Raw genomic sequence first — 24160 nt, forward strand, 5'->3', positions numbered from 1 at the left:
GCTCACCGTCGGCGATCACAACCCGACCGCGAGCCGTCAGGCGTCCGACACGAACACTCCAGCGGCCCGGCCGGTTACACGGCACTCGGACCACTCCGTGGTGCGGTTCGCCGCCCGCATGGGTGTTCGCGTGGCATGAAAATCAGGGGGAACCAGATTGCAAGTAGCCGCGTCCAAGTAGGTGTGAGGATGGATGCGGCTCGGTGCGGGGCACGGTCGTTCCCGCGGGTCCGGGTGGTTGACGCGGCAGCCTGGAGGTTTGCCTGTTGGATATAGTTGCCGCGACTGAGTGACCGTGGAACGGGAAGCGGGGGTGACGATGCGAGCCGTTACCAGGGCTGTTTGCATTCTGGGAGTGGTGGCGGCCGGGGCCGGGTTGGTCGGGTGTGGGTCGACCACCGACGGGGAGGCGCAGCCGGCCGGCGGGGGTACCAGTACGAGTGCGGAGGATGGGAAGAACTCGCTGGGGCTGGAACCGGACGTGCCGCAGTCGTACGACCCGTGCACGGATGTGCCGAAAGAGCTCTTGGAAGCGGAGGAGCTGTATCCGGGGGTCATCCCGAATACCGCTCATGCCGATGCCTGGGGGGCACAAGTGATGTGGCGGGGATGCCGCTGGGTGCGATCCGGAAACTACGCGGCTTCCATTCAGGTCACGAACATGACGCTCGATTTCGTACGTAAAGAGTTCTACAACGAAGGACGCGAACTCACCGTAGCCGGTCGCCCAGCCATCTCAGCCCGGCGTAGTGACCGCGGACCCGAGGTTTGCAGCATCAACGTCGAGATGAAGGGCGGGAGCCTCGAGTTCCACGTCACCAGGTCGTCGTCACGCGACGCTCCCGATGTCGATGCATGTGACCACGGCCTGAATCTGGCACAGAAGGTAGTTCCCACGCTGCCGGCCGGAAGCTGATGCACCACCCAGGAACCAAGCACCCAGAGGGGGAACGATGAGTGATGACGAAGCGCCATCGCCGTTGGCCAACTTGATCACCGAAGCCCGGGAGGGCAGGCTCGGACTGCGGATCGAGCCGGTCAAGTCCAAATGCGTGGTGTATCGAAGTGATCGCCGCGTGACCGCTGCCGGTCAGGCGGTCAACGCTGCGGGATCCTCCTGTTCATCGCTGGGTTCGGTGTGGTTGCGGGAGCGGGCCAACACGTCGAGGCCGAGGTAGCGGCGGCCTTCGATCCATTCGTCGTGTTGTTCGGCCAGGACAGCGCCGACGAGGCGGATGATCGCGGTGCGGTCGGGGAAGATCCCGACGACGTCGGTGCGGCGCCGGATTTCCTTGTTCAACCGTTCTTGGGGGTTGTTCGACCAGACCTGACGCCAGATCTGTTTCGGGAAGCTGGTGAACGCGAGCAGGTCGGCGCGGGCCGCGTCCAGGTGCGCGGCGACTTTCGGAAGCTTCTCGGCCAATGCGTCGAGCATCCGATCATATTGAGACCCAACCGATTCCGGGTCGGCTTGATCGAAGACCGAGTGGAGCAGAGTCCGAACCCACGGCCACGACGTTTTCGGTGTGATCGACATCAGGTTGACGGTGTAGTGGGTCCGGCAACGCTGCCAGGACGCGCCGGGCAGGGTCGCTCCGATCGCCGCGACCAGCCCGGCGTGGGCGTCGGAGGTGACCAACTCGACCCCGGACAAACCCCGCGCGACCAGATCACGGAAGAACGCCAACCAGCCGGCACCGTCTTCACCACTGGTGACCTGCAAGCCCAGGATTTCGCGGTAGCCGTCGGCGTTGACACCGGTCGCGATCAGGGCATGGACGTTGACCACCCGCCCGTTCTCGCGCACCTTCAACACCAGGGCGTCCGCGGCGACGAACGTGTAAGGGCCTTGGTCGAGTAAGCGGGTCCGGAACGCTTCGACCTGGGCATCGAGGTCGGTGGCCATGATCGAGACCTGCGACTTCGACAGCTGCGTGACGCCGAGGGACTCGACGAGTTTCTCCATCCGCCGGGTCGAGACACCGAGCAGGTAGCAGGTCGCGACCACGCTGGTCAGGGCTCGTTCGGCGCGTTTGCGGCGTTCGAGCAGCCAGTCGGGGAAGTAGCTACCCGACCGCAGTTTCGGGATCGCGACGTCCATGGTCCCGACGCGGGTGTCGAAATCGCGGTGGCGGTATCCGTTTCGGGAGTTGACCCGGTCCTCGCTGCGTTGCCCGTAGTCGGCGCCGCACATGCTGTCGGCTTCGGCGTTCATGATCGTGTGGACGAAGCTGGACAGCAATTCTCGCAGCAGATCAGGGCTGGCCGCGGCGAGTTGGGTGTCGAAGGGCTTGCTCGGGTCGATACGCTGGATATCGGTCATCGCGTGATGTCTCCTTCAAGTGACTTTGGACGGTCTCTTCAAGGGTCACGCGGTGACCACCTCGTTTCCGGCTACGACACGCTCGGAACAGGGGGCTGCTCGGGTGGTCGGGCCGTACACCACGCTATTGGACGCAACCATCGAGCCGGAGGACTTCGTCTACATCGACCGCGACTGCCAACGGTTTCTCGACTTGATCGACACCATGAAGGACGAAGCCGAGGCCATCTCGAACATCGAGAACAGCCAATGGGGTATCGGCGCCGACGTCGAGATGCTGACCTCCGCACAGACTCTGGTCAGCCGCTTCAAGGAAAAGGCCAAGGGCTCAGACAACAGCGTCTACGCCCTACTCGACGAGCACTACAAGATCGTCCAGGACATCCAAACGCTCCACAACGTCATCAAAGACCGCTACATCGCCGCCGACGCCGAGTTCGCACAACGGGTCAATGCTCTGCTCGAACGGCTTCCCGATCGACCCACCCCGATCCGGGCCGTCCTCAGCCAGCCCGGCATCACTCCATCGCCGCAGCCCGAACCTCTCTCCCCGTAGGGCGATCGCGACATGACCCAGAACGAGCAGACCCGCATCACCGACGGCGGCGAGAACCCGCGCAAGTACAAGCACGTCGATATCAGCGCGGCATTCAACCCGTTGCAGCCCGGTTCGGGGCACGATATCGCCACGCGCTACAGCGCCCTGGCCACCCAATGGGAAGCCGGTGTCGGCGTTTTCGGTGCGAGTATCCGGAAGTCGATTTCGACCGCGTGGGAGGGCGAAGCCGCGACGCAGTCGAAGGACGCGATCGAGCGGTACACGAAGTCCGCGCACGAGATGACCGACCCGTTGCGGCTTCTCGGCACGCGGGTGGCCGCCGCCGCGCAGGCGATCTCCGAGACCAATAACCGTCTCCCCGAGCCCGTCGAGGAAAAGCACCCCCTGCACAAGGATTCCTGGCCGTGGGTCGGCACCAACCGCGACTCCGTGATCGAGGATCGTCAGGAAGAGGCGCAGGCGGTCATGAGCGACTACTACGTCAAACCCTTCCTCGGACTCGACGGCCAGATCCCCGTCCTCCCGAAACCGGTCGACCCGACCAACCCCCTCGACATCTCCACCCCGACGGGCGCCAACAGCGACGATCCGGGCGGCACGCCGGGCTCCCCCGGCCCTGGCACGCCAGGCCCGGGCACGCCCGGCCCGGGCACGGGGGAAGACCCCGCCACAGAGGAGCCGGATGAGGAGGAAGAGCAGCCGGACGACGAGACTCCCGACGACACGGACGACACCTCGACCGACCCCGGCTCAACGGACCCGTCGTCGACCAATCCCGCTTCCACGCAACCGGATCAGAACCGCCCGACCACCCCGACCGTCCCCTCGGGCACCAACCCGGCGGGCACGCCCGGCTCGCCGGGACCCGGCACTCCCGGCTCGCCCGGACCCGGCAGCACGCCGTCCCCGGGCCGCAGTGTCCAAAGCCTGCAAGGGGTTCCGGGTTCCGGTTCCGCCGGCGCGGCTTCCGCGGCGACGAACCGCGCGATGTCGGGCCTCGGCGGTATGGGCATGCCCGGCGCGGGCGCGCGCGGCGGCAAGGGTGACGAAGAGTCCAACCGCGGCGTCCCCGACTACCTGATCAACCAGGAGAACACCGATGAGCTGCTCGGTGAGATCCCGAAGACCATTCCCGGCGGTGTGATCGGCGAGCACCCGTCCGACTAGCCCACCGCCGACCGGCCCGCCGCGGGAGCGCCGCGGCGGCCCGCAGTACGACCGAATGGATATACCGATGCTCGAATGGACCTGGGACCCCGAGGATTTCGCCGCCCTCTGGTACAGCGACGCCAACGACCGCTTCCCACGCCCGCTGAAGTACCTGAGCCGCTTCGCCTTTCAGAACGATTTCGCCCGCCACCGCCTGACCGTGCGCGGCCGCTACCCGGCCGGCGAGCTGGAGCGGATCGAGCTCGCGCTGCACACCCTGTCCACCTCGGAGATGCGTATCGAGATCCTCGGCGGCACCCGCAAGCACAAGGACAGCACCGGCGATGTGAAGCAGTACCGGATCGTCGGCGCGCGCAACAGATTCAGCGCGGTCGTCGCGTTCCAGACCGTGCGCGCGGAGGTGAACGGGCCCATCCGTCTGCGAGCGGTGAGCACGGAATCCCTTGCGGCGCATATCGTCCGCTCCATCCCCGCCTGCCGTCCCGGCTTGGAACCGCCCGCCACCTTCCACCCCGGCGACCTGCGCGCCGACCAGGGCACCTACCTGCGCGACAACGCCCGCAACACCCCGCGCGAACGCTACCGCCGGCTCCTGCACCGCCCCGCCGACGGTGGCGGCTCCGCCGGGCTGCGGGTGGGGCCGCTGCACTCGCGCCCCGAGGCCGTCGAAACCCTCCAGTGGTGGGACATCAGCGGCGACGGCCGCTACACCGAGAGCACCGGCCAGAACATCACCGTGCGACCCACCACCCCCGCCGAACTCGGCGCGACCTTCACCGGCTGGCTCGACCGCGCCGAACGCCGCCTGCGCGACGCCGAAGCCGAACGCGAGGAATGGGTGTAGGCCTGCCGTCGACCTCTGGCCGGATACCTCCGTCGCTCAGGTCGCGATCCGGCAAGGCGGAGTCGAGCTGATACTCGGCGTCTCGGGATGACGACAACCCGCGGGCACACGAGCCCGACCGCGCGACAGCGACACGCACCACGCTGCGCGAGGAACGCGGCCGCACGTCGGGGCCGGGTGGGATCGATACGGGACCGGCGCGACGATCGGCACTGCGGCCGTCCGCGTGAACGAGCGGGCCTGCGCGCGGGACGTCTCGGCTGTCCTGTTCACTCCCTGACGATGTCGACCGGATCGGTCAGCGCCAGCGCGATGGCGGACTGCTGCGCGGCGCCGCGCATCGGCAGCGCCTCGATGGCCTTGCCGGTCTGGGTGTTGAGGTTGCCGACGATCTGCTGGAGCTGGGTGACACCGCCGGTCATCATCGAGATGGCCTCCACCAGCTGGGCGCCGCCCTGTTCGGCCAGCTGCGGCAGGCCCTCCGCGAGCTTCGCGCCCTCGTTGAGCTGCGCGCTCGCACCCTGCAACCGCCCGACGACGGTGCGCAGCAGCGTGCCCAGATCGGTGTTCGGGTCCACCGCGCCGCCGACCAGCAGGTCCAACCCCTCGAGCTGCGCGCCCGCCTGACTCGAGACCGCCCGCAGCCCTTCGAGTTTCGCGATGATGTCGGCCACCGCGGGATCGCCCGCGAAGGGCAGCGCGCGCAGCAGCGGCAGGATCTGGTCCAGGCCGCCGCTGACGGTCCCGGCGGTCTGCTGCACCTGCGCGATGGTCACGCCCGTGGAATCCAGCGCGGAGGCCAACTGTTCGGCTTGGGCGGCGGCCCCGTCCACGGTCTCGTTGAGGATCGCGATGGCCGAGGTGAGTTGCGCGGAGCCCTCTTTCGCGAAGTCGAGGAAACCGAGCAGCTGATCGGCGCCCGAACTGAACTGATCCGCGCCCTGCGCCGCCGCGTTCACGCCCGCGCTCAGCAGCTGCGCGTTCAACTGCACACCGCTCAGCTGGGTGCGCGCCTGCGAGACGACCGCCAGCGCCGCGTCCACACCCGCCGCGCCGATCCGGTGCGTCACCTCGCGCGCCGCGCCGTCGACGAACGCGTCGTCGGCGTTCTCGTGCGCGGTGACGGTGACCTTGGCCCGCTTCGGCTCCGTGGTCGCCAGGGTCCCCATCGACTCGGTGAGATCCGCGGGCAGGGTGATCACGGCCGCGTAGTCGTCGGCACTCGCGCCGGGTTCGGCGACGGTCCACTCGTATCCGCCGCCGTCCTGCTGCAACGCCTGCGCGATCCGCTCCCCCGTGGGACCCGCGTCCTGGTTCACCAGCGCGATCCCGGTGGGCGCGTCCCCGCCCCCGGAGCAGGCCGTCACCACACCACCGATCGCCCCGGCGGTAAAGATCCCGACAACGAGCAGCACCCAGCGTCCGCGATTTCCGATCACACCAGAACGCTAAACACCGCCTCTGGCAACACCATCGGCGATTCTCTGAGAATTCGGTAAGGGTGGGCGGACCTCGAACGTCAGACCCGCCGGAGATACGAGACTCCCCACCTTCTGCCGACAGAAGATGGGGAGTCGCGATTCAGCGTCGAACGGCAGAAATCAGTTCGCGTTCAGCAAATCGATGACGAATACCAGGGTCTTACCCGCCAGCTGATGACCCGCACCCGCCGGCCCGTAGGCCAGCTCCGGCGGAATGGTGAGCTGACGACGTCCGCCGACCTTCATACCGGGAATGCCGTCCTGCCAGCCCTGGATGAGGCCGCGCAGCGGGAACACGATCGACTCACCGCGGCTCCACGACGAGTCGAATTCCTCACCGGTGTCGAATTCGACGCCGACGTAGTGCACTTCGACGGTGCCACCCGGCACGGCCTCCTTGCCCTCGCCCTCGATGATGTCCTTGATCACGAGCTCGGTGGGCGCGGGGCCCCCTTGGAATTCGACAACCGGCTTGGTCATGCGGCTATCCCCTTCGATAGTTGGTTCAGCGGTTGGTGATCTCACGGTATTCGCGCGCGCCGTATCCGGTGTAGATCTGGCGCGGACGGCCGATCTTCAGCGGCTCGCTGTGCATCTCGCGCCAGTGCGCGATCCAGCCGGGCAGCCGGCCCATCGCGAACAGCACGGTGAACATGCGGGTCGGGAAGCCCATGGCCTTGTAGATGACGCCGGTGTAGAAATCGACGTTCGGGTACAGGCGGCGCTCGATGAAGTACTCGTCGGTGAGCGCGGCCTCTTCGAGCGCCTGGGCGATGTCGAAGAGTTCGTCGTCGCCGCCGAGCTTGCGCAGGATGGCGTCGGCGTGCTTCTTGGCGAGGGCGGCGCGCGGGTCGTAGTTGCGGTAGACGCGGTGCCCGAAGCCCATGAGCTTCACGCCGTCTTCCTTGTTCTTGACCTTGCGGATGAACTCCTTGACGTCGCCGCCGGAGGCCTTGATGTCGTCGAGCATCTCCAGCACGGCCTGGTTCGCGCCGCCGTGCAGCGGGCCCCACAGCGCGTTGATGCCGCCCGAGACCGAGGTGAACAGGTTGGCGTCGGAGGAGCCGACCAGGCGCACCGTGGAGGTGGAGCAGTTCTGCTCGTGATCGGCGTGCAGGATCAGCAGCATGTCCAGCGCGGCGGCCACCTCGGGGTCCACCTCGTAGGGCTCAGCCGGGAAGCCGAAGGTCATGCGCAGGAAGTTCTCCACCAGGCTCAGCGAGTTGTCCGGGTAGAGGAACGGCTGGCCGACCGACTTCTTGTAGGAGTAGGCCGCGATGGTGGGCAGCTTGGCCAGCAGGCGGATGGTGGACAGCTCGACCTGCTCGGGGTCGCGCGGGTCCAGCGAGTCCTGGTAGTACGCCGACAGGGCGTTCACCGCGGAGGAGAGCACCGGCATCGGGTGCGCGTTGCGCGGGAAGCCGTCGAAGAACCGCTTGAGATCCTCGTGCAGCAGCGTGTGGCGGCGGATGCGGTCGGTGAACTCGTCGAGCTGGGCCTGCGAGGGCAGCTCGCCGTAGATGAGCAGGTAGCTGACCTCGATGAAGGTGGAGCGCTCGGCCAGCTCATCGATCGGGTACCCGCGGTAGCGCAGGATGCCTGCCTCGCCGTCGATGTAGGTGATCGCCGACTTGGTGGGCGCGGTGTTCATGAAACCGGGGTCGTAGGTGACGTACCCGGTGCTGGCCAGCAGTTTGCCGAGGTCGATACCGTCGTTGCCTTCCGAGGCTCCGGTGACGGTCATGGCGTATTCGCCACCGGGATAGCTCAGGACCGGCTTGGCGTCGTTGATGTGGTCGTTCTCGGGCACAGAAGGATCCCTCTCAGGCTAGGACCGTCGGCATCGAAGTGCGGTCGGCACGGCGGTGCGATTACCTAGACGCTAGTCGCTGTCCACTCCGCCCGGCCACGAGGGTGCCCACCCGGCGACCTCACAAACCTGTGGGCCTCACGTGAGGTTTCCGCCGTCATCCGGGCAGCGGAGCGGGGTGCGTCCGCGCTACCTTGTACCGCACGAACGCGGGGAACGCCACGGCGGCGAGCATCACGCCCACCACGACGAGCACACCGCCGCCCGCCGAGGCCACGGCCGTACCCAGGCTCGCCGCGGCGAAACCGTGGGCAACATCACCGATGCGCGGCCCGCCCGCGACCACCACGATGAACACCCCTTGCAGCCGCCCGCGCATCTCGTCGGTCGCCACGGTGAGCAACATGGCGGTGCGCAGCGCGGCCGAGACCATGTCCACCGCGCCGCCGAAGGCCAGGAATCCCAGCGCGATCCACAGCCACACGCCCAGCCCGAACCACTGCCCGGCCAGGCCCACCGCGACGCCGAATCCCACCATCGCCACGCCCCACAGCGCGATGCAGATCAGCACGGCCAGCCCTTGCCTGCGGATGCGCGGTATCCAGCCGGAGAAGACGCCGCCGAGCACCGCGCCCGCCGACATCGCCGCGAACAGCAGGCCCAGCGCCACCCCGCCCGTGGCGGGGTCGGCGAAGGTCTCGTGCGCGATCTGCGGGAACAGGGCGCGCGGCATGCCGAACACCATCGCGATGACGTCGACGACGAACGAGGCCAGCAGGACCGGCTGGGTCGCCAGGTAGGAGAAGCCGTCGAACACGGCGCGCAGCCCGGCGCTGCGGGTGGCCCCGGCCGGCGGCATGGCGGGCAGCCGCCATACCGCCCACAGCGTGACGGTGAGGGCCACCGCGTCCACCAGGTACAGCGTGGACAGCCCGATCACCGGGATCAGCGCGCCGGCCAGCACCGGGCCCGCGATGGCGCCGACCTGCTGCACGGTCATGCTCAGCGAGCTGGCGGCGGCGAGCTGTTCGGGCGGCAGCAGGCGCGAGATGGCGGCGCTGCGGGTGGGCTGGTTCACCGCGAAGAAGGCCTGCTGCACGGCGAACAGCGTGAGCACCAGCCACACGTTGTCGAGTCCGGCGGCGGCCTGGGCCCAGAAGAGCACGGCGGTCAGGGCGGTGCCCGCGGTGGTGATGATCAGCAGCACCCGCCGGTCCATCGCGTCGGCGAGCGCGCCGCCCCACAGCCCGAACACGACCAACGGCACCAGGCCGAACAGCCCGGACAGCCCGACATAGCCGGAGCTGCCGGTGATCTGGAAGATCTGCGTCGGCACCGCCACCACGGCCAGCTGCGCGCCGATCACGGTCACGATGTTGGTGGTCCACAGGCGCCGGAAATCGGGGTAGCGCAGCGGTGTGGTGTCGGCGAGCAGCTTCACGCGACGGGAGAGTAGCGCGTCAGCGCGAATTCATCACATGTATATGGGTCACGGTTGCAGGCGGTCGACCGTCATCCGGCCGTCGATCACCCGCACCCGGATCCGGTTGTGCAGGCGGCCCCGGCGACCCTGCCAGAACTCGACCTCGTCGGGGCGCAGCAGGTAGCCGCCCCAGTGCGGCGGCACGGGAATCTCCTCGACGCCGGCGAAGCGCTCGGCGGTCTCGGCCAGCGTGCGGTCGAGTTCGGCGCGCGAGGAGATCGGCTGGGATTGCCGCGAGGCCCACGCGCCCAGCTGCGAATCGCGCGGCCTGGCACGCCAATACACGGCGGTCTGCTCGGCGGAGGTCTTGGTGACCGGGCCGCGCACGTGCACCTGCCTGCCCAGCGCGAGCCACAGGAACGTGGCCGCCGCGAACGGCACCTCGGCCAATTGCCGCCCCTTGGCGGAGTCGTAATTCGTGTAAAAAGTCACACCTTCCGGCGAGAGCCCTTTACACAGCACGGTTCTCGCGACCGGGCGAGGTTGCCCGCCGGTCACCGCGACGGTGGCCACCACCATCGCGTTGGGCTCGGGGATGCCGACCGCGGTGGCCTGCTCGATCCAGTGCCGCAGCAGCGGCTCCCAGCCCCCGGCCAGCCAGGTCTCGTCCAGATCGGTGTCCTCGCCGGAGCCGAACGGCGGGCCGCCGTACTCGGCCCGCATCGCGGACAGGTCGGTGGGCCCGGGCGCACCGGTCGTCTCCGGGCCCGGCGCGGTCGGGATCGGCGCCGCGGCGGGCGCCTCATTGTCCAGGTCACGCATGGGGCAGACGTTACTCCGCGGTAGCAGGGAGCTAAGGTTCTGGTGATCGGCATGTGCTCGGCGAGCGGCACCCTCATCGGCGAGAAGCGCATGCGACCCGAAGTGCAAGGAGAGTCACAACATGACTACCAGCCCCGCGGTTCCCAGTGGCCAGGCAGCGGTACCCAGCGATTTCGTCAGCGGACTCGAGGGCGTGGTGGCGTTCACCACCGATATCGCCGAACCGGACAAGGACGGCGGCGCGCTGCGCTACCGCGGCGTGGACATCGAGGACCTGGTCACCAACCGGGTGACCTTCGGCGATGTGTGGGCGCTGCTGGTGGACGGCGAGTTCGGCCGCGGACTGCCGCCCGCCGAGCCCTTCCCGCTGCCGGTGCACACCGGTGACGTGCGCGTCGACGTGCAGGCCGGCCTGGCCATGCTCGCCCCGATCTGGGGCTACCAGCCGCTGCTCGACATCGACGACGAGACCGCCCGCGAGAACCTCGCCCGCGCCTCGGTGATGGCGCTGTCCTACGTGGCGCAGTCCGCGCGCGGCATCTACCAGCCCGCGGTCCCGCAGCAGAAGATCGACGAATGCACCACTGTCACCGAACGTTTCATGACCCGGTGGAAGGGTGATCCGGACCCGCGCCACACCGAGGCCATCGACGCCTACTGGGTGTCGGCCGCCGAGCACGGCATGAACGCCTCCACCTTCACCGCGCGCGTGATCGCCTCCACCGGCGCCGACGTGGCGGCCTCGCTGTCCGGCGCGATCGGCGCCATGTCGGGCCCGCTGCACGGCGGCGCCCCGGCCCGCGTGCTGCCCATGATCGAGGAGGTCGAGAAGACCGGCGACGCCCGCGCGCTGGTCAAGGGCATCCTGGATCGCAAGGAGAAGCTGATGGGCTTCGGCCACCGGGTGTACCGGGCCGAGGACCCGCGCGCCCGCGTGCTGCGCGCCACCGCCCAGCGCCTCGGCGCGCCGCGCTTCGAGGTGGCGGCCGCGCTGGAGCAGGCCGCGCTGGCCGAGCTGCGCGAGCGCCGCCCGGACCGCGCCATCGAGACCAACGTCGAGTTCTGGGCCGCCGTGATCCTGGACTTCGCCGAGGTCCCGGCGCACATGATGCCCGCCATGTTCACCTGTGGCCGCACCGCGGGCTGGTGCGCGCACATCCTCGAGCAGAAGCGTCTCGGCAAGCTGGTGCGCCCGGCCGCCATCTACACCGGCCCCGGCCCGCGTCAGCCCGACGAGGTCGCGGGCTGGTCCGCCATCAACCACCTGTAGGACGCGAAGACCCGCGAGCCGGGTGCCTTCGGCGGCAAATCCCTTGCCGCCGAAGGCACCCGGCTCGCTTCTTTCTCCGAATTCAGTTGGCCCCGATGGGCTTTCCGAAGAACGAGGCCACGGTCTCGCCGAACACCTCGGCCAGGAAGGGCAACTGCCCCGGCGTGGCGACCATCGTCGGCATATCGCTGGTGGTGCAACCCTGTTGCGCCGGAACGCCGTTCAGCCGATCCATCAGCCACAGCAGTGCCGACGGGCCGCCGGTGATCTCGGCGATGATGTGCTCGCTGGCGTGATCGCGGGTGAACTGCACGCTGGCCTTCGGGTCCCGGCAGTAGGTGTTCACCAGTTCCTCGGTGGAGCCCAGCGGCAGGATCTCGTCCCACCGCGAATGCCAGATGAACATCGGCACATCGGGCACGGTCTTGCCGAGCTTGGTGTCCTCGAGCATCGCGGCCACCACAGGGTGGTGCAGCGGGTCGCCCTCACCGCGCAGGAACCCCTTGAGGTTCAGGAACGGCAGCAGCGCCGACTGGTACTGCACGCACAGCGGAGCTTTGACCGCCATGAGAGTCTTGCCGAACGTGTCCATTTCGCTCTCGAGGAAAGCCGCGAAGTCCGGGTACTCCCGCGCCAAACCCATGATCGCGCCGAAAACCAGCCCGGAAGTGGCCTGGTTATTGGCCATGTTCAGGGTGGCGCCCAGATCGGCGCCGACACCGCCCTGCGCGACGCCCACGATGTTCAGCTCGGGCGCGTAGCTGCGGTACATCTCGGCCGCGTGGCCGGTCGGCATGGACCCGCCCGAGTAGCCGTAGAGGCCCACTCGCGCGTCCGGGCCCGCCTCCAGCGGCGCGAACGAGGTGGCGGCGCGGATGCCGTCGAGGGTGATGCGCCCGCCGAGCGGGCCCGCCGCGTAGGCCGAGTTCGGGCCCTGATGGTCGGGGATCACCACCGCCCAGCCCTGCTGCAAGGCGGCCTGGGCGAGCAGGAACTCCCCGGGCGCGACGATCTGGCCGAGGAACGGCGCGGCCGAAAGATGTTGCAGGGCATAGGAGGCTGCGCAGTAGCCGGCGGTGGAGTCCTCCGCGATCTGGAGCGAGAGCAGCTTGCGCGGTCCGGGGGACGTGCCGCGCGGCTTGATCAGCGTCGCCACGGCCGAGAGCGGTTGGTCGCGGCTGTCGTTGGACCGGTAGGCCACCTGCCAGGCGTCCACGTTGAGCGGAATCACGCTGAGGTTGGCCAGATTCACCTGCCGCGCCGCGATGATCTCGCCCGGCGCGGCGGCGGCCAGCACCTCGGGCGGCTGGTGATAGAAGGTGGGGTCGAGTTCCGGCGGCAGCGGCAGCACCCGCGCCGGTTCGATCGGCGGTACGGGGGGCTCGCCCGGATCGGCGCTCGCGGACGCACCGCCACCGGCGACCACCACGGCCACCGCCGCCCCCATCGACAACACACGCAACCGGCGCCGCAGCGCCGATCCGAATCCGGTCCCCATCGACCCACATCCTTACGATTTCCCAATTGAGACGACTGCGTCTCAATGTGGGTCACACTATGGCACGACTGTGTCCCAGATCGCAATCGGCGGGGGTCAGCGCTCCAGCGCGAGCGCGGTGAACAGCGTGGTCAGCACCTCGACCAGCACGTCGACCGGCGGGCGCGGATCATCGAGGCTCCACTGGTGCGCCACGCCGTTGACCGCACCGATGAACGCGGCCATCGCCACCCGCCACCCGCCGGGCGGCGTCCGCACGCCGGGCAGCCCGGCCGCCGCCGCCTCGACCACCGCGCCCCAGCGGTCGCGCACCTCGGCGCGATGCCGCTCGACGGCCTCGCTCACGCCGACGATCTCCACGAACGCCACCTTGGCGCGCCGGATATCGCTCACGATGGCGGCGGCGTAGGCGCGCACGGCGACCTCGACCAGCACGCGCGCGTCGGTGGTGCCGGCCTCGGCAAGAGCGGTGACCACCGCGTCGCGGGCGCGCGCCTGGATGCTGTCGTAGACCTCGACGAGCAGGTCCTCGCGGGAGGAGTACTGCTCGTAGAACTGCCTGCGCGACAACCCGGCGGCCGCGCACACATCGGTGATGGAGCTGCGCGCGTAGGTCTTGTCCGCGAACACCGTGAGCGCCGCCTCGTGGAACAGCGCCCGCCGCTCGACCTGCCGCTCGGCGACCGACTGGCCGGCGTAGTTGTGTCTGGACCGCACCGCACTCACAGCCGGCAACCCTAGTCGCCGAGCGGCCCTCACTCCTCGCCGAGCGAGGCGGCCCAGTCCACCGCGACCGATTCCCCGCGGTCGACGGTGAAGAACGCGGCCTCCAGCCGCCTGCCCAGATCCACCAGGCCGATCGCGGCCAGCGGCACCGGCTGGGTGAGCCGCACCCGCCACGGCCGCGGCTCGTCCCAGGCGCGCAATTCGAGGTCGAGGCGCAGGACGGGATCGTCGCGGCCGGTGTAGTCGGCGGCCACCGGGGTGGCGGCCAGCACGGTGGCGTCGGCGCGGCGGCCGTCGGCCAGGATCTTGGCGATGCTCACCCGGACGGCCTCGTCCGCGTCGGGGACGTAGAGGACCAGCCGGTCGCGATCGCCGGGATCGACGCGGCAGCACACCACGTCACCCGGCTGCATCGCCGCCAGGTCGGCGTCGCGCACGCGCTGGCGCACGCGGGTCTCGTAGGGCTCGGCGCCGTCGATCGCGACGCGCACCCAGAAGAGGTGATCCGGATCGCGGTCACCGTCGCCACCCACGCCGAACGGCAGCGCGAATCCCGGCGAGGACGCGGAGCGCACGCCGAGAATCGTGGCCGAACCGGCCGTGCCGCGCATCAGGAGTTCGCGCCGCGCCGCGCTCGTGAGCGCATTCGCCCGCTGACCGGAACCCCAGGATCTCCGACCGCGCAGCCGCCACCCGGGGTTCACCGCCGCCATGCCCATGGCCGCAGATCGTAACCTCGTTGTGTCGCAGCACACACCGATACCCGTCGCCTATGAGGGGTTGATCACAACCGCGCCGATTTCCGGACGTCGCGGCCGCCGACCGGCTACCCACGCGAACCGGCCAGGTCGGACACGCTTTACCCTGTTGGCCATGACCACTGCGTTCCCGACCATTCCCGCCGATCTGCTGCCAGCCGACGGACGATTCGGCTGCGGCCCCTCCAAGGTGCGCCCGGAGCAGCTGGAGTCCCTGGTGAAGGTGGGCGCCTCGGTATTCGGTACCTCGCACCGGCAGAAGCCGGTCAAGGACGTGGTCGCGCGGGTGCGCAGCGGTCTGCGCGAGCTGTTCTCGCTGCCCGAGGGCTACGAGGTGGTGCTCGGCAACGGCGGCACCACCGCGTTCTGGGACGCCGCCGCGTTCGGCCTGATCCGCGAGCGTTCGCTGCACCTGACCAACGGTGAGTTCTCCAGCAAGTTCGCCTCGGTCGCCAAGGGCAACCCGTTCATCGGCGACCCGATCGTGGTGTCCTCGGAGCCGGGCAGCGCGCCCGCGCCGGTGGCCGACCCGAACGCCGACCTCATCGGCTGGGCCCACAACGAGACCTCGACGGGTGTCTCGATCCCCGTCTCGCGTCCGGCCGGTTCCGAGCACGCTCTGATCGCCATCGACGCCACCTCGGGCGCGGGCGGCCTGCCGGTGACCATCACCGACGCCGACGTCTACTACTTCGCCCCGCAGAAGTGCTTCGCCGCCGACGGCGGCCTGTGGATCGCGCTGATGAGCCCGGCCGCGCTGGCCCGCGTCGAGGAGATCAAGGCCTCCGGCCGCTGGACCCCGGAGTTCCTGTCGCTGCCCGTCGCCATCGACAACAGCACCAAGGACCAGACCTACAACACCCCCGCGCTGGCCACGCTGCTGCTGTTCGCCGATCAGATCGAGTGGCTGGGCGGCAACGGCGGCCTGGACTGGGCCGTGAAGCGCACCGCCGATTCGTCCTCGCGCCTGTACTCGTGGGCCGAGGCCAGCGAGTACGCCACCCCGTACGTCACCGATCCCGCGCACCGCTCGCAGGTCGTGGGCACCATCGACTTCGCCGAGTCGGTGGACGCGGCGCAGGTCGCGAAGGTCCTGCGCGCCAACGGCATCGTCGACACCGAGCCCTACCGCAAGCTGGGCCGCAACCAGCTGCGCATCGGCATGTTCCCGGCCATCGACCCCGAGGACATCACCCAGCTCACCCGCAGCGTCGACTGGGTCGTCGAAAACCTCTGACCTGCACAAGGATTGCGGCCCGTGCTCCTTCGGAGCGCGGGCCGTTTCCGTATCGGCGGCCCGGCCGCGCGCGCAAACAAACACAGAAGATTAGCGGGTTATGTAACCTGTTGGCAGATATTCGTGCCGCGTGTCTTGCGTCGAGATCATCAACTGTGCACTACTGTTTCGGAAAGTGGGCGGTGTCGCGAGTCGACGCGATAAGGAGGTAACGGTGCGTGAACTTCGAGTGATCGGGGTGACGCCCGACTCCACCCACATCGTGTGCATCGACACCGAGTCCGGTCAGAAGTTCCGCCTGCCCGCGGACGACAAACTACGAGCCGCCGCGCGCGGAGACCTTGCCCGATTCGGCCAGATAGAGATCGAAATGGAAGCTTCCATGCGTCCCCGCGATATCCAGGCCCGTATCCGTGCCGGCGCCTCCGTGGAACAGGTCACCGAGGAGTCGGGCATGCCCGCGAGCCGGGTGGAGCGTTTCGCCTACCCGGTGCTGCTCGAGCGCGCCCGCGCCGCCGAGCTGGCCCAGAAGGCGCATCCGGTGCGCCCCGACGGCCCGGCCGTGGAAACCCTGATCGACGTCGTCACCGCCGCGTTCACCGAGCGGGGGCACACCCTCGACAATGCCGAGTGGGATGCCTGGAAGGACGAGAAGGGCTACTGGGTCGCCCAGTTGCAGTGGCAGAACGGGCGTTCCGAGATCGCCGCGCACTGGCGCTACCAGCCCGACGCGCACGGCGGTTCGGTCTCGCCGCTCGACGATCCCGCCACCGATCTGATCGACCCCGATTTCGGCCGGGCCCTGCGCGGTCTGGCCACGGTGCTGCCGCCGCAGCAGGAGCTGGAGCCGCCCGCGCCCGCCGAGCCGGTCGCCGAACCGCACCGGGAGCCGCCCGCCCCGGCCTCGCGTCCGGCCACCGCGCGTCAGCAGCCGCCGCAGCCCGCGCTGGACGAATACTACGAGCAGCGCGCCGTCGCGGCCGGTGGCAGCGCGGCCGCGATTCCCGCCGCGGCCGTGGGCCCCACGGTCACGGCGGGTGCGGCGACGAACGGCACCGCCGCGTCGGCGCCCGCGCCGAAGGCCCCCACCGCGCCGAGCGCGGGCACCGCGGATAAGCAGGCACCGCCCCCGGCGCCCGAGAAGGAGCCGGCCGAGCCCGCCGCGGCGGCGGAGCCGCCCGCCGAAGAGCCGGCGAAGCCCGCCAAGCCCGCGCAGTCCAAGCCCCGCACCAAGCGTGGCAAGGCGCCGATGCCGTCCTGGGAGGACGTGCTGCTCGGCGTGCGCAGCTCGGGTCACTAGCCGTTTCCCCCGGCGTGCGCGCAGCGGTTGCCCACACCGGCGCGCGCGTCGATTTCCCGGTGCGCCCGCGTGTTCGGGCACCGAAGGTCCGTCGCGGAACGTCCGAGGCGGGTACATTTCCGGATGAGTCGTACCCGGCGGGCGCCGGCTGGTAGCGAGAAGTTCGCGCAGGTGTTTCGCACAACCATCGGGAGGTGCCGGAAATGCTGTCCAAAGCCTCGTCCCTCTGGTATGTCGACGCGGCGGATCCGCCCGCCGTGCTGCGCGCGGAGCACGAACCCGATCCCGACGCGGCGCTCGCGCTGGCCAAACAGCTCTACGCCGACCGCGATGTGGTGCCGATCATGGTCGGCACGCTCGGCGGCTGCGCGGGTCCCGATCCCGACGAGGTGTATATCGGCTGCTATCCCGGTGTGACCGTGGTCTGCTCGGCGCAGGCGGCGATTCCCAAACCGACCAAACTGCCCGAATTCCTGGTGCGGCCGTTGGCATCCGAGCACACGTATCTGGTGTCGTTCGACACCGCGTACGGCTGGGGAGCGTTCGCGCATTGGGAGCGGGGCGAATTACGGCGCTCGTTCAGTTCGTCGCGAGTGAACATCCTCGAAGACGTCGGTCTGCCGCTGGTGTGGGAGCGGTCGTTCTGGGCGGGTGAGCATCCGGTGCGATGGCGGGCCGGGGAATTGCCCGACCCGCAGACCCTTCCGTTCGACCCGCCGGATTTCGCCGACGCCGCCAATGACGAATGGATCGGATTCCACTACCGCGCACCGGCCGCCGAGGACGCCCTGGCGCCGGGCGATATCGCGGTGTGCGGGTTCACGCTGTATCCGAAAGGCGAAGCGCCCGACCACGCCAGCCTCATCGAGCCCGAGGTGCCCGAACCCGAGCCAGCGCGGCCGCGGCGCGGGCTCTTCAGATGGCTCCGCGGCCACGACCGCGTCTCCTGACCCCTAGAGCGACGAAAGTCCTTTCACCACCAACGCGAACCAGCCACACGCGACGCCGATCCCCGCCCCGAGCAGGACCCAGCGCGCCACCGGGGTAAACCGCCAGCGCCACGCACTCGGCGCGGCCCCGCCGACCGCGACGAGGTTGACCAGGATCGCCAGCAGCGGATGCACCTGCGCCAGTGCCGCGCCGAACGCGTAAACCGCCGAGGTGACCAGCGCCGCCACCAACCCGGCCACGGCCAGTCCGGCCGCCCACGGTGTGGGCTCGTGCGTTGTCTCGGCCATACTCACCTTCCTTCCGCAGTCCGGACGCGTTCGTAGAATGCCATCGCGGCGGCGGTCGCGACATTGAGGGAGTCGGTGCCCGGCGCCATCGGGATGCGCGCGCGAATGTCGGTGGCGCGCATGGCCTCTTCGGTGAGGCCGGGGCCCTCCGCGCCGAGCAGCAGCGCCACCCGCTCACCCGTCATCGCCGTGGCCAGGGTGGGTGCGGCCGGATTCGGAGTGAGGGCGATGATCTGGAATCCCTTGCGCCGCAAGACTTCCAGATCGTCGGGCCAGGTGTTCATGCGCGCGAACGGCACCCGCAGCACGTGGCCCATCGACACCCGCACCGAACGCCGGTACAGCGGGTCGGAGCAGCGGTCGCCGAACAGGATCGCCTCCGCGCCCAGTCCGGCGGCGTTGCGGAACATGGAACCCAGATTCTCGTGGTCGTTGACGCCCTCCAGCACCGCGACGGTGCGCGCCCCGTCCAGCACCTCGTCCACCGTCAGCTCGCGCGGCCGCCGCGCCACCGCCAGCACGCCCCGGTTGAGGTGGAATCCCACGATCCGCGCCATCACCTCGGCATCCACCCGGTAATACGGCACCTCCACACCGTCCAGATCCGCCGCCAACTGCTCGTACCGCCGCGCCACCCCCAGCAGCGCATCCGGCCGGAATCGCGAGTCCAGCATCCGCTGCACCACCACAACCCCTTCGGCGATCACCAACCCCTTACGCCCCGGCAGATCCGGCCGCCGGTCCGCCGACGCCAGATCCCGGAAATCATCCACCCGCGGATCCCCGGGGTCCTCGATATCGATCACCAGCGCCACGCGCCATATCCTGCCCGGTGCGGTCGTCCACCCCGACACCGGCGTCCCCACGCAGCGCAGCCCGGCCATCGTGCGACACGCATCGTCCGACGAGTCCGCAACAGACGGTCGATGCCGCCCGGACTCGATCGGTTGCCTCGATCCCGATGCGCGACTCGACCACCTGGCACAGCGCGATCCCCTGGTGAGCCGTTACCCCGAGTTCCCGTCGCAATCCGAGGAAAATGCCGTGCGGCTCGGGGGCGGTTCGTGGGACGGTCGGGGTATGACACTGGGCGCTGGGATCACCATTCGGTCGGGTACGACGGGGGATCAGGGGGCCGTCGATACGTTGACAGCGGCGGCGTTCGGGGGGCGGGCCGACGCGGAGCGGACTGAGCGGCGGGCGCGGTTGTGGGATGCGGAGGAGGCGATCGTCGCGGAGGCGGGCGGCCGGGTCGTCGGGCATGTGCGGTCGCGGGATATGGAGGTGACCGTGCCCGGGGAGCGGCAGGTCGCGGCCTGCGGGATCGCCGGGGTGGCGGTGGCGCCGACGCATCGGCGGCGGGGCATTCTCCGGGCGATGTACGAGGAGCAGCACGAGCGGATCGAGGCGGCCGGGCTGCCGCTGACGATCTTCACGGCCTCCGAAGCCACCATCTACGGCCGGTTCGGCTACGGGCCCGCCGTGCGCGAGAACAGCGTGCGCATCGACCGCCGTTTCGCCGAATTCCGGCCGACCGCACCCGATCCGGGCGGTGTGGACCTGGTCGATCCGGGCGACGCGGAGGAACGGATCCGCGCCCTCTACGACCGCTGGCGCCGGCTCACCCCGGCCGCCCAGGAACGCCCCGACGCCTCCTGGGGCAACCTGTTCGCCGACCCGCCCGCCGAACGCGACGGCGGTTCGGAACTGTTCACCCTGCTGCACCCCGACGGGTACGCGATCTACCGCTACCACCACGACGAGTCGGCCATGAACGTCCGCGTGGACGAGTTCCGCGCCGTCACGGGCGAGGCGCACGCGGCGCTGTGGCGGGCGCTGCTGGGCCTGGACCTGGTCACCGAGGTGCGCGCGGCGATCGGCGACAACGACCCGCTCCCCTATCTGCTCACCGACTCCCGCCTGGTGCGCACCCGCTCCCGCCACGATTCGCTGTGGCTGCGGCTCATGGACGTCCCCGCCGCGCTCACCGCGCGCGCCTACCGCCGCGACCTGGACCTGACACTCGCCGTGACCGACCCGTTCCGCGAGGCGGGCGGCACCTTCGCGCTGCGGGTGCGCGACGGTCACGCCGAGTGCGCGCCCACCGGCCGCGAACCGGATGTGGAGACCGGCATCGACGTGCTGGCCAGCCTGTACTTCGGCGCGTACCCGGCGCGGGTGTTCGCGGCGGCGGACCGCTTGCGCGCCAAGGACATCGGATTCGTGCACGAGCTGGAGGAGGCCTTCGGCTGGGATCGCGACGCCGAACTGGGCTGGTTCTTCTGACCGGCCGCGCCGCGGGCGCGCGGGACTCCCGCGCGCCGCGGCGACCTGGCATCCTGGACACATGAAGCCGATACAGCTGATCCTCAACATCCTCTGGCTCATCTTCGCCGGACTATGGATGGCGATCGGCTACATCATCGCGGGCATCATCTGTTGCGTCCTGATCATCACGATCCCGTTCGGGATCGCCTCGTTCCGGATCGCCGCCTACGTGCTGTGGCCGTTCGGGCGCACGACGGTGGAGAAGCCGGGGGCGGGCGCGGGCTCGCTGATCGGCAATATCATCTGGTTCCTGGTGGCGGGCTGGTGGCTCGCGATCGGCCACTTCCTCACCAGCATTCCGCTGTTCCTGTCGATCATCGGGATTCCGTTCGGGTGGGCGAACCTGAAGTTCATCCCGCTCTCGCTGTTCCCGCTGGGCCGCGAGATCGTCGACAGCGACCGCCCCTTCGGCGACCGCTCCTGAATCGATCACGCCGAGCGGAATCCCCACCGGCGCAGCGGGTTCGGCGCCCGCTCCGGTGCGGCCTACTCCGATTCGGCGACGATGTCCTTCATGATCGACACCGCGCGGCTCAGCACCGCCAGCTGCTCCTCGCTGAGGGTGGAGAGCTGCTCGGTCATCCACGCCTCGCGCGCGCTGGCCTCGTCGGCGATCAGCGCGCGGCCCGCGGCCGAGAGCGAGACGATGATCTGGCGACCGTCGGTGGGGTGCGGCTCGCGTTTCACCAGGCCGATGTCGACCAGCGAGGCGATCACCCGCGTCATCGACGGCGGCTGCACCCGCTCCTTGGCCGCCAGGGCGCCCGGCGTCATCGCGCCGTCGCGCGACAGCGTCGCCAGTGCCGACAGCTGGGTCAGCGAGATCTGAGAATCGGCGCGGCGCCCCCGCAGATGGCGCGTCAGCCGCACCACCGCCAGTGAGAGCTCCCCGGCGAGGGTGCGGACGTCCGATGGTGTTGTCACACTGGCAAACGATACGTGACACGTGCGCGACCGGTCCCGAGTTCGCGCCGCTACGCTGGGGTTCGTGACGCAGAAAGTGCCGGAGATCCCGCCGCGCCTGACCGACCCGCGCCCGGTGCTGGCCGTGGGCAGCGCGCTGTGGGTCGTGGCCACCCTGGTGGTGTACGCGGGGGGTGAGCGCTGGGCGACGGCGCGCCCGATCTGCCTGATGGGTCTGGTGGTCGGCCTGCTCGGCCTGACCATCTTCCTGATCCAGCGGCGCGGCGCCCGGCGCGGCGACAAGGGCGCGCAGACCGGGCTCTGACTCGCCGTACGAACGCGCCCGGCGCCACGGCAATCGGTCAGCGAACGTCGAACTCGGCCGTCGTCCCCGTGAACGGCCGCAGCACACCGTCAGCCCCGAGGGCGTCGGCGAAGTGCACCATCCGGTAGGTGCCGGGTGCGGCGTCGGCGGGCACATCCCAGGTGAACCGCGCGATCGACTCGGCCGCACCGCGTTTGCTCCAGTGGAAGCGCACCGCCCACTCCCCCTCGTTGGCCACCCGTCGCCAACCACCGCCGGTGCGGCGCTGCACTTCGAGGAAGGTGCCGTTGCGCCTCGGGTTGTGTTTCGGGTGGGCCGAGACGAATTCGGCTTCGACCCGCTCGCCCCGCGCGCAGGACGCGGGCTGCACCAGCACGTCGCCGAATCCGCGTCCGGGCGGCGTGACGTCCGGGCCGGGCGGGGTGCTCAGCGTCGGCTGCATCCCGGACACGTCGCGCGGCGCGGGCCCGCGCGGCACCGGTGTGCGCGCGGCGAAAGCCGTTGCCAGGCGGGCGAACTCCTGCTGATAGGCGGGCAGCGTGTAGCGGCCGAACAGCGTCGATCCGCCCTCGTACTGCTGCACGTCGTATTCCTCCGGCGTGGTGACATATTGGTGGTAGGCGTTCGAATAGCCTTGCAGCAGCACCTGATCCACCCCGACACCCAGCGCCTCGGCCACCGTGCGGCGCACGCGTAGCCCCGACACGATGGTGAACTCCCCGCCCGCCGCCGCCAGGTACAGCTCGCCGATCCGCATGATCTGGATCGGCACCACGTTCGGCACCCACGCCACCGGCGGCAGCAGGCCCAGCGGCGCGGCGATCAGCTTGGGCGCCTGGGCATCCGCGAGCCACGTGGGCGCGGGCTGATACGGATCACCGAGCGGGACGAGCGGATTGCGCACCCCTTCCGGAACGGGTCCACCGGGCAGCCCGGGACCGTCCTCCACACTGCCGGCCACCAGCGAGACGCCCGCGGCAGCGGGGGCGGTGCGCTTGGGTTGCCCGTCCGGGGTGAACCGCCCGTCCACGGTGATGGCGGCGAGGTCGATGTAACAGAGCATCGCGTCCACCGGGCCGCTGATCGAAATCGCCGCTCCCAGCGCCCTTTCGGCCGCCCGGTGCTGGCGCTCGCCGATGATCCTGGTGTTCTCGAACTCGTCCTCGGTGGGTCCGGAGCCGGGCTTCAGGTTCAGGTTCGGCGACATGTCGCCCGCGTTGGTCTGCGCGAAGGCGGACACGAAACCCGGTGCGCCGTCGAGGTATCGGACGCCGTGGTCGAGGTACTCGTGCGCGAAGGACGCGTAACCCTTGTTGTCGGAACTGATCAGCCGGTTCTGGTTGGTCATGGACGTGTTGTGGGTGGCGAACCAGGTGATCGCGCCGACCCGCTCGCCGCCCTTGACGATCGACAGCGACGTGACGGCCGGATCGATGGCGCCGGGGAAATGCGCGCGGTCGGCGGCCGGATTGCGCTCGAAGGCCACCCGCGACCGGTTGACGCTCGCATCGTGCAGTTCGGCGCGGCCCAGCGCCAGCGTGCCGGGCGAGAGGTCGTCGTGCGCGGCGGCGATCGCCTCCACGATCCCGTTCACCTCGGCGTCGTAGACCTGCTGCTGGAAGCCCATGGTCGCCAGGTTGTAGGCGTAGTCGTGACCGGACCCGCCGCACGTCGCGTGCGAGTGCGTGGAGGTGAGCAGCACGTTCTGCTCGGTGTAGAGGTCGCCGTAGCGGCGGGCCAGTTCCAGCAGCACACCGCGGTGCACGGACTGGAAGATCACCCCGTTCTCGGCGACCGCGAACACCACGCGCCGCCCGCCGGCGGCGATCACGAAGGCGCGGGCGCGCGGGCGCAGGTGGGTGCCCGCGGTGGTCTGCTCGAACTGCGAGTACCCCATCATCCCGCATTCGGCCGCGGGGCCGGTGAGGTCGGACATGCCGATACCGATCAGATAGCCGCCCGTGGCGGGTGCGGCGCCCGCGGGCGGGGCCGTGGGTCCCGGCACGGCGCCCGCGACGGCGAGCGCGGCCGATCCGGCCGCGGCGCCCGCGACGACTGTTCTGCGTGATATCGACATGCACGACTCCCTTCACCTGGTTTGGTGAGCGAACCACACAACTGGACGCACGTCCAGTACAGATTCCT

24 protein-coding genes are annotated in these 24160 nt (G+C 69.7%); 11 read left to right on the forward strand and 13 right to left on the reverse strand.

Annotated features, from left to right (window positions below; translation table 11 throughout):
• Positions 1-289: 289 nt before the first annotated feature.
• Positions 290-916: a DUF3558 domain-containing protein gene (locus OHB21_RS04010; protein WP_195142126.1), complete on the forward strand. Its 627-nt coding sequence runs from the start codon at positions 290-292 to the stop codon at positions 914-916.
• Between the two features lie 174 nt (positions 917-1090).
• Here the strand turns inward: OHB21_RS04010 and OHB21_RS04015 are convergent, their stop codons facing one another.
• Positions 1091-2323 (reverse strand): IS256 family transposase, encoded by a 1233-nt coding sequence (locus OHB21_RS04015; RefSeq protein ID WP_054811708.1) that lies wholly within the window; start codon positions 2321-2323, stop codon positions 1091-1093.
• Between the two features lie 52 nt (positions 2324-2375).
• Between OHB21_RS04015 and OHB21_RS04020 the strand changes: the two genes are divergently transcribed.
• The 3 genes from OHB21_RS04020 to OHB21_RS04030 all read left to right on the forward strand — a co-directional run bounded on the left by OHB21_RS04020 (position 2376) and on the right by OHB21_RS04030 (position 4896).
• The gene (locus tag OHB21_RS04020) at positions 2376-2879 is read left to right on the forward strand and encodes a hypothetical protein (protein ID WP_328437502.1); all 504 of its coding nucleotides are present in this window, start codon (positions 2376-2378) and stop codon (positions 2877-2879) included.
• Between the two features lie 12 nt (positions 2880-2891).
• Positions 2892-4049, forward strand: a complete 1158-nt coding sequence (locus tag OHB21_RS04025; protein WP_195125332.1) for a WXG100 family type VII secretion target — start codon at positions 2892-2894, stop codon at positions 4047-4049.
• Positions 4050-4116: 67 nt separating this feature from the next.
• On the forward strand, positions 4117-4896 hold the full coding sequence (locus OHB21_RS04030) for an ESX secretion-associated protein EspG (protein ID WP_067511707.1): 780 nt from the start codon (positions 4117-4119) through the stop codon (positions 4894-4896).
• A gap of 269 nt (positions 4897-5165) precedes the next feature.
• Here the strand turns inward: OHB21_RS04030 and OHB21_RS04035 are convergent, their stop codons facing one another.
• The 5 genes from OHB21_RS04035 to pdxH all read right to left on the reverse strand — a co-directional run bounded on the left by OHB21_RS04035 (position 5166) and on the right by pdxH (position 10432).
• Positions 5166-6335 carry a YhgE/Pip domain-containing protein gene (locus OHB21_RS04035; protein ID WP_067511705.1) on the reverse strand — a complete coding sequence of 390 codons (1170 nt, stop codon included), beginning with the start codon at positions 6333-6335 and terminating at the stop codon, positions 5166-5168.
• Between the two features lie 162 nt (positions 6336-6497).
• Positions 6498-6857 (reverse strand): FKBP-type peptidyl-prolyl cis-trans isomerase, encoded by a 360-nt coding sequence (locus OHB21_RS04040; RefSeq protein WP_067511703.1) that lies wholly within the window; start codon positions 6855-6857, stop codon positions 6498-6500.
• A 25-nt stretch (positions 6858-6882) separates the two neighbouring features.
• Positions 6883-8187 (reverse strand): citrate synthase, encoded by a 1305-nt coding sequence (locus tag OHB21_RS04045; protein WP_195125331.1) that lies wholly within the window; start codon positions 8185-8187, stop codon positions 6883-6885.
• 157 nt (positions 8188-8344) lie between these two features.
• Positions 8345-9628: an MFS transporter gene (locus OHB21_RS04050; protein ID WP_195125330.1), complete on the reverse strand. Its 1284-nt coding sequence runs from the start codon at positions 9626-9628 to the stop codon at positions 8345-8347.
• 48 nt (positions 9629-9676) lie between these two features.
• Positions 9677-10432: a pyridoxamine 5'-phosphate oxidase gene (gene pdxH / locus OHB21_RS04055; protein ID WP_195125329.1), complete on the reverse strand. Its 756-nt coding sequence runs from the start codon at positions 10430-10432 to the stop codon at positions 9677-9679.
• A gap of 121 nt (positions 10433-10553) precedes the next feature.
• Here pdxH and OHB21_RS04060 point away from each other — a divergent pair, with 121 nt between their 5' ends.
• Positions 10554-11702 (forward strand): citrate synthase 2, encoded by a 1149-nt coding sequence (locus tag OHB21_RS04060; protein WP_067511699.1) that lies wholly within the window; start codon positions 10554-10556, stop codon positions 11700-11702.
• A gap of 82 nt (positions 11703-11784) precedes the next feature.
• Here OHB21_RS04060 and OHB21_RS04065 read toward each other — a convergent pair whose 3' ends face one another.
• From OHB21_RS04065 to OHB21_RS04075, 3 genes are all read right to left on the reverse strand, one after another.
• Positions 11785-13200, reverse strand: coding sequence for a lipase family protein (locus OHB21_RS04065; protein WP_067511697.1), 1416 nt, complete (start codon positions 13198-13200; stop codon positions 11785-11787).
• Positions 13201-13296: 96 nt separating this feature from the next.
• A complete protein-coding gene (locus OHB21_RS04070) occupies positions 13297-13926 on the reverse strand; it encodes a TetR/AcrR family transcriptional regulator (RefSeq protein WP_067511695.1) in 630 nt (209 codons plus the stop codon).
• 29 nt (positions 13927-13955) lie between these two features.
• Entirely contained in the window at positions 13956-14645 is a 690-nt protein-coding gene (locus OHB21_RS04075; protein ID WP_067511693.1) for a hypothetical protein, read from the reverse strand.
• Positions 14646-14799: 154 nt separating this feature from the next.
• Between OHB21_RS04075 and serC the strand changes: the two genes are divergently transcribed.
• The 3 genes from serC to OHB21_RS04090 all read left to right on the forward strand — a co-directional run bounded on the left by serC (position 14800) and on the right by OHB21_RS04090 (position 18171).
• On the forward strand, positions 14800-15921 hold the full coding sequence (gene serC, locus OHB21_RS04080; protein ID WP_067511690.1) for a phosphoserine transaminase: 1122 nt from the start codon (positions 14800-14802) through the stop codon (positions 15919-15921).
• Between the two features lie 214 nt (positions 15922-16135).
• Positions 16136-17221 carry a septation protein SepH gene (sepH, locus tag OHB21_RS04085; RefSeq protein WP_113975283.1) on the forward strand — a complete coding sequence of 362 codons (1086 nt, stop codon included), beginning with the start codon at positions 16136-16138 and terminating at the stop codon, positions 17219-17221.
• Positions 17222-17424: 203 nt separating this feature from the next.
• Complete coding sequence (locus tag OHB21_RS04090; protein WP_067514779.1) at positions 17425-18171, forward strand: DUF6928 family protein; 747 nt, start codon at positions 17425-17427, stop codon at positions 18169-18171.
• A 3-nt stretch (positions 18172-18174) separates the two neighbouring features.
• On the opposite strand, the gene OHB21_RS04095 is transcribed toward OHB21_RS04090, so the two are convergent.
• Positions 18175-18459: a DUF2537 domain-containing protein gene (locus OHB21_RS04095; protein ID WP_067514781.1), complete on the reverse strand. Its 285-nt coding sequence runs from the start codon at positions 18457-18459 to the stop codon at positions 18175-18177.
• Between the two features lie 2 nt (positions 18460-18461).
• Positions 18462-19274 (reverse strand): TrmH family RNA methyltransferase, encoded by an 813-nt coding sequence (locus OHB21_RS04100; RefSeq protein ID WP_195125328.1) that lies wholly within the window; start codon positions 19272-19274, stop codon positions 18462-18464.
• A 265-nt stretch (positions 19275-19539) separates the two neighbouring features.
• On the opposite strand from OHB21_RS04100, the gene OHB21_RS04105 reads away from it, so the two are divergent.
• Positions 19540-20745 (forward strand): GNAT family N-acetyltransferase, encoded by a 1206-nt coding sequence (locus OHB21_RS04105; protein ID WP_067514787.1) that lies wholly within the window; start codon positions 19540-19542, stop codon positions 20743-20745.
• 61 nt (positions 20746-20806) lie between these two features.
• Positions 20807-21211, forward strand: a complete 405-nt coding sequence (locus OHB21_RS04110) for a YccF domain-containing protein (RefSeq protein WP_067514789.1) — start codon at positions 20807-20809, stop codon at positions 21209-21211.
• A 62-nt stretch (positions 21212-21273) separates the two neighbouring features.
• Here the strand turns inward: OHB21_RS04110 and OHB21_RS04115 are convergent, their stop codons facing one another.
• On the reverse strand, positions 21274-21711 hold the full coding sequence (locus OHB21_RS04115; protein WP_067514791.1) for a MarR family winged helix-turn-helix transcriptional regulator: 438 nt from the start codon (positions 21709-21711) through the stop codon (positions 21274-21276).
• Positions 21712-21775: 64 nt separating this feature from the next.
• On the opposite strand from OHB21_RS04115, the gene OHB21_RS04120 reads away from it, so the two are divergent.
• Complete coding sequence (locus OHB21_RS04120) at positions 21776-22015, forward strand: DUF2530 domain-containing protein (RefSeq protein ID WP_067514793.1); 240 nt, start codon at positions 21776-21778, stop codon at positions 22013-22015.
• A 37-nt stretch (positions 22016-22052) separates the two neighbouring features.
• Here OHB21_RS04120 and OHB21_RS04125 read toward each other — a convergent pair whose 3' ends face one another.
• Positions 22053-24092, reverse strand: coding sequence for a neutral/alkaline ceramidase (locus OHB21_RS04125; RefSeq protein WP_113975284.1), 2040 nt, complete (start codon positions 24090-24092; stop codon positions 22053-22055).
• Between the last annotated feature and the right edge of the window lie 68 nt (positions 24093-24160).

Origin of the sequence: Nocardia puris, from assembly GCF_036051655.1 — a bacterium.
GTDB lineage: Bacteria > Actinomycetota > Actinomycetes > Mycobacteriales > Mycobacteriaceae > Nocardia > Nocardia puris.

What these genes read in the sequence shown, in the direction of transcription:
- OHB21_RS04015 (WP_054811708.1), bottom strand. Translation starts at nt 2,323, where the DNA reads ATGACCGATATCCAGCGTATCGACCCGAGCAAGCCCTTCGACACCCAA.
- OHB21_RS04025 (WP_195125332.1), top strand. Translation starts at nt 2,892, where the DNA reads ATGACCCAGAACGAGCAGACCCGCATCACCGACGGCGGCGAGAACCCG.
- OHB21_RS04030 (WP_067511707.1), top strand. Translation starts at nt 4,117, where the DNA reads ATGCTCGAATGGACCTGGGACCCCGAGGATTTCGCCGCCCTCTGGTAC.
- OHB21_RS04040 (WP_067511703.1), bottom strand. Translation starts at nt 6,857, where the DNA reads ATGACCAAGCCGGTTGTCGAATTCCAAGGGGGCCCCGCGCCCACCGAG.
- pdxH (WP_195125329.1), bottom strand. Translation starts at nt 10,432, where the DNA reads ATGCGTGACCTGGACAATGAGGCGCCCGCCGCGGCGCCGATCCCGACC.
- OHB21_RS04060 (WP_067511699.1), top strand. Translation starts at nt 10,554, where the DNA reads ATGACTACCAGCCCCGCGGTTCCCAGTGGCCAGGCAGCGGTACCCAGC.
- OHB21_RS04065 (WP_067511697.1), bottom strand. Translation starts at nt 13,200, where the DNA reads ATGGGGACCGGATTCGGATCGGCGCTGCGGCGCCGGTTGCGTGTGTTG.
- OHB21_RS04075 (WP_067511693.1), bottom strand. Translation starts at nt 14,645, where the DNA reads ATGGGCATGGCGGCGGTGAACCCCGGGTGGCGGCTGCGCGGTCGGAGA.
- serC (WP_067511690.1), top strand. Translation starts at nt 14,800, where the DNA reads ATGACCACTGCGTTCCCGACCATTCCCGCCGATCTGCTGCCAGCCGAC.
- OHB21_RS04090 (WP_067514779.1), top strand. Translation starts at nt 17,425, where the DNA reads ATGCTGTCCAAAGCCTCGTCCCTCTGGTATGTCGACGCGGCGGATCCG.
- OHB21_RS04095 (WP_067514781.1), bottom strand. Translation starts at nt 18,459, where the DNA reads ATGGCCGAGACAACGCACGAGCCCACACCGTGGGCGGCCGGACTGGCC.
- OHB21_RS04105 (WP_067514787.1), top strand. Translation starts at nt 19,540, where the DNA reads ATGACACTGGGCGCTGGGATCACCATTCGGTCGGGTACGACGGGGGAT.
- OHB21_RS04110 (WP_067514789.1), top strand. Translation starts at nt 20,807, where the DNA reads ATGAAGCCGATACAGCTGATCCTCAACATCCTCTGGCTCATCTTCGCC.
- OHB21_RS04125 (WP_113975284.1), bottom strand. Translation starts at nt 24,092, where the DNA reads ATGTCGATATCACGCAGAACAGTCGTCGCGGGCGCCGCGGCCGGATCG.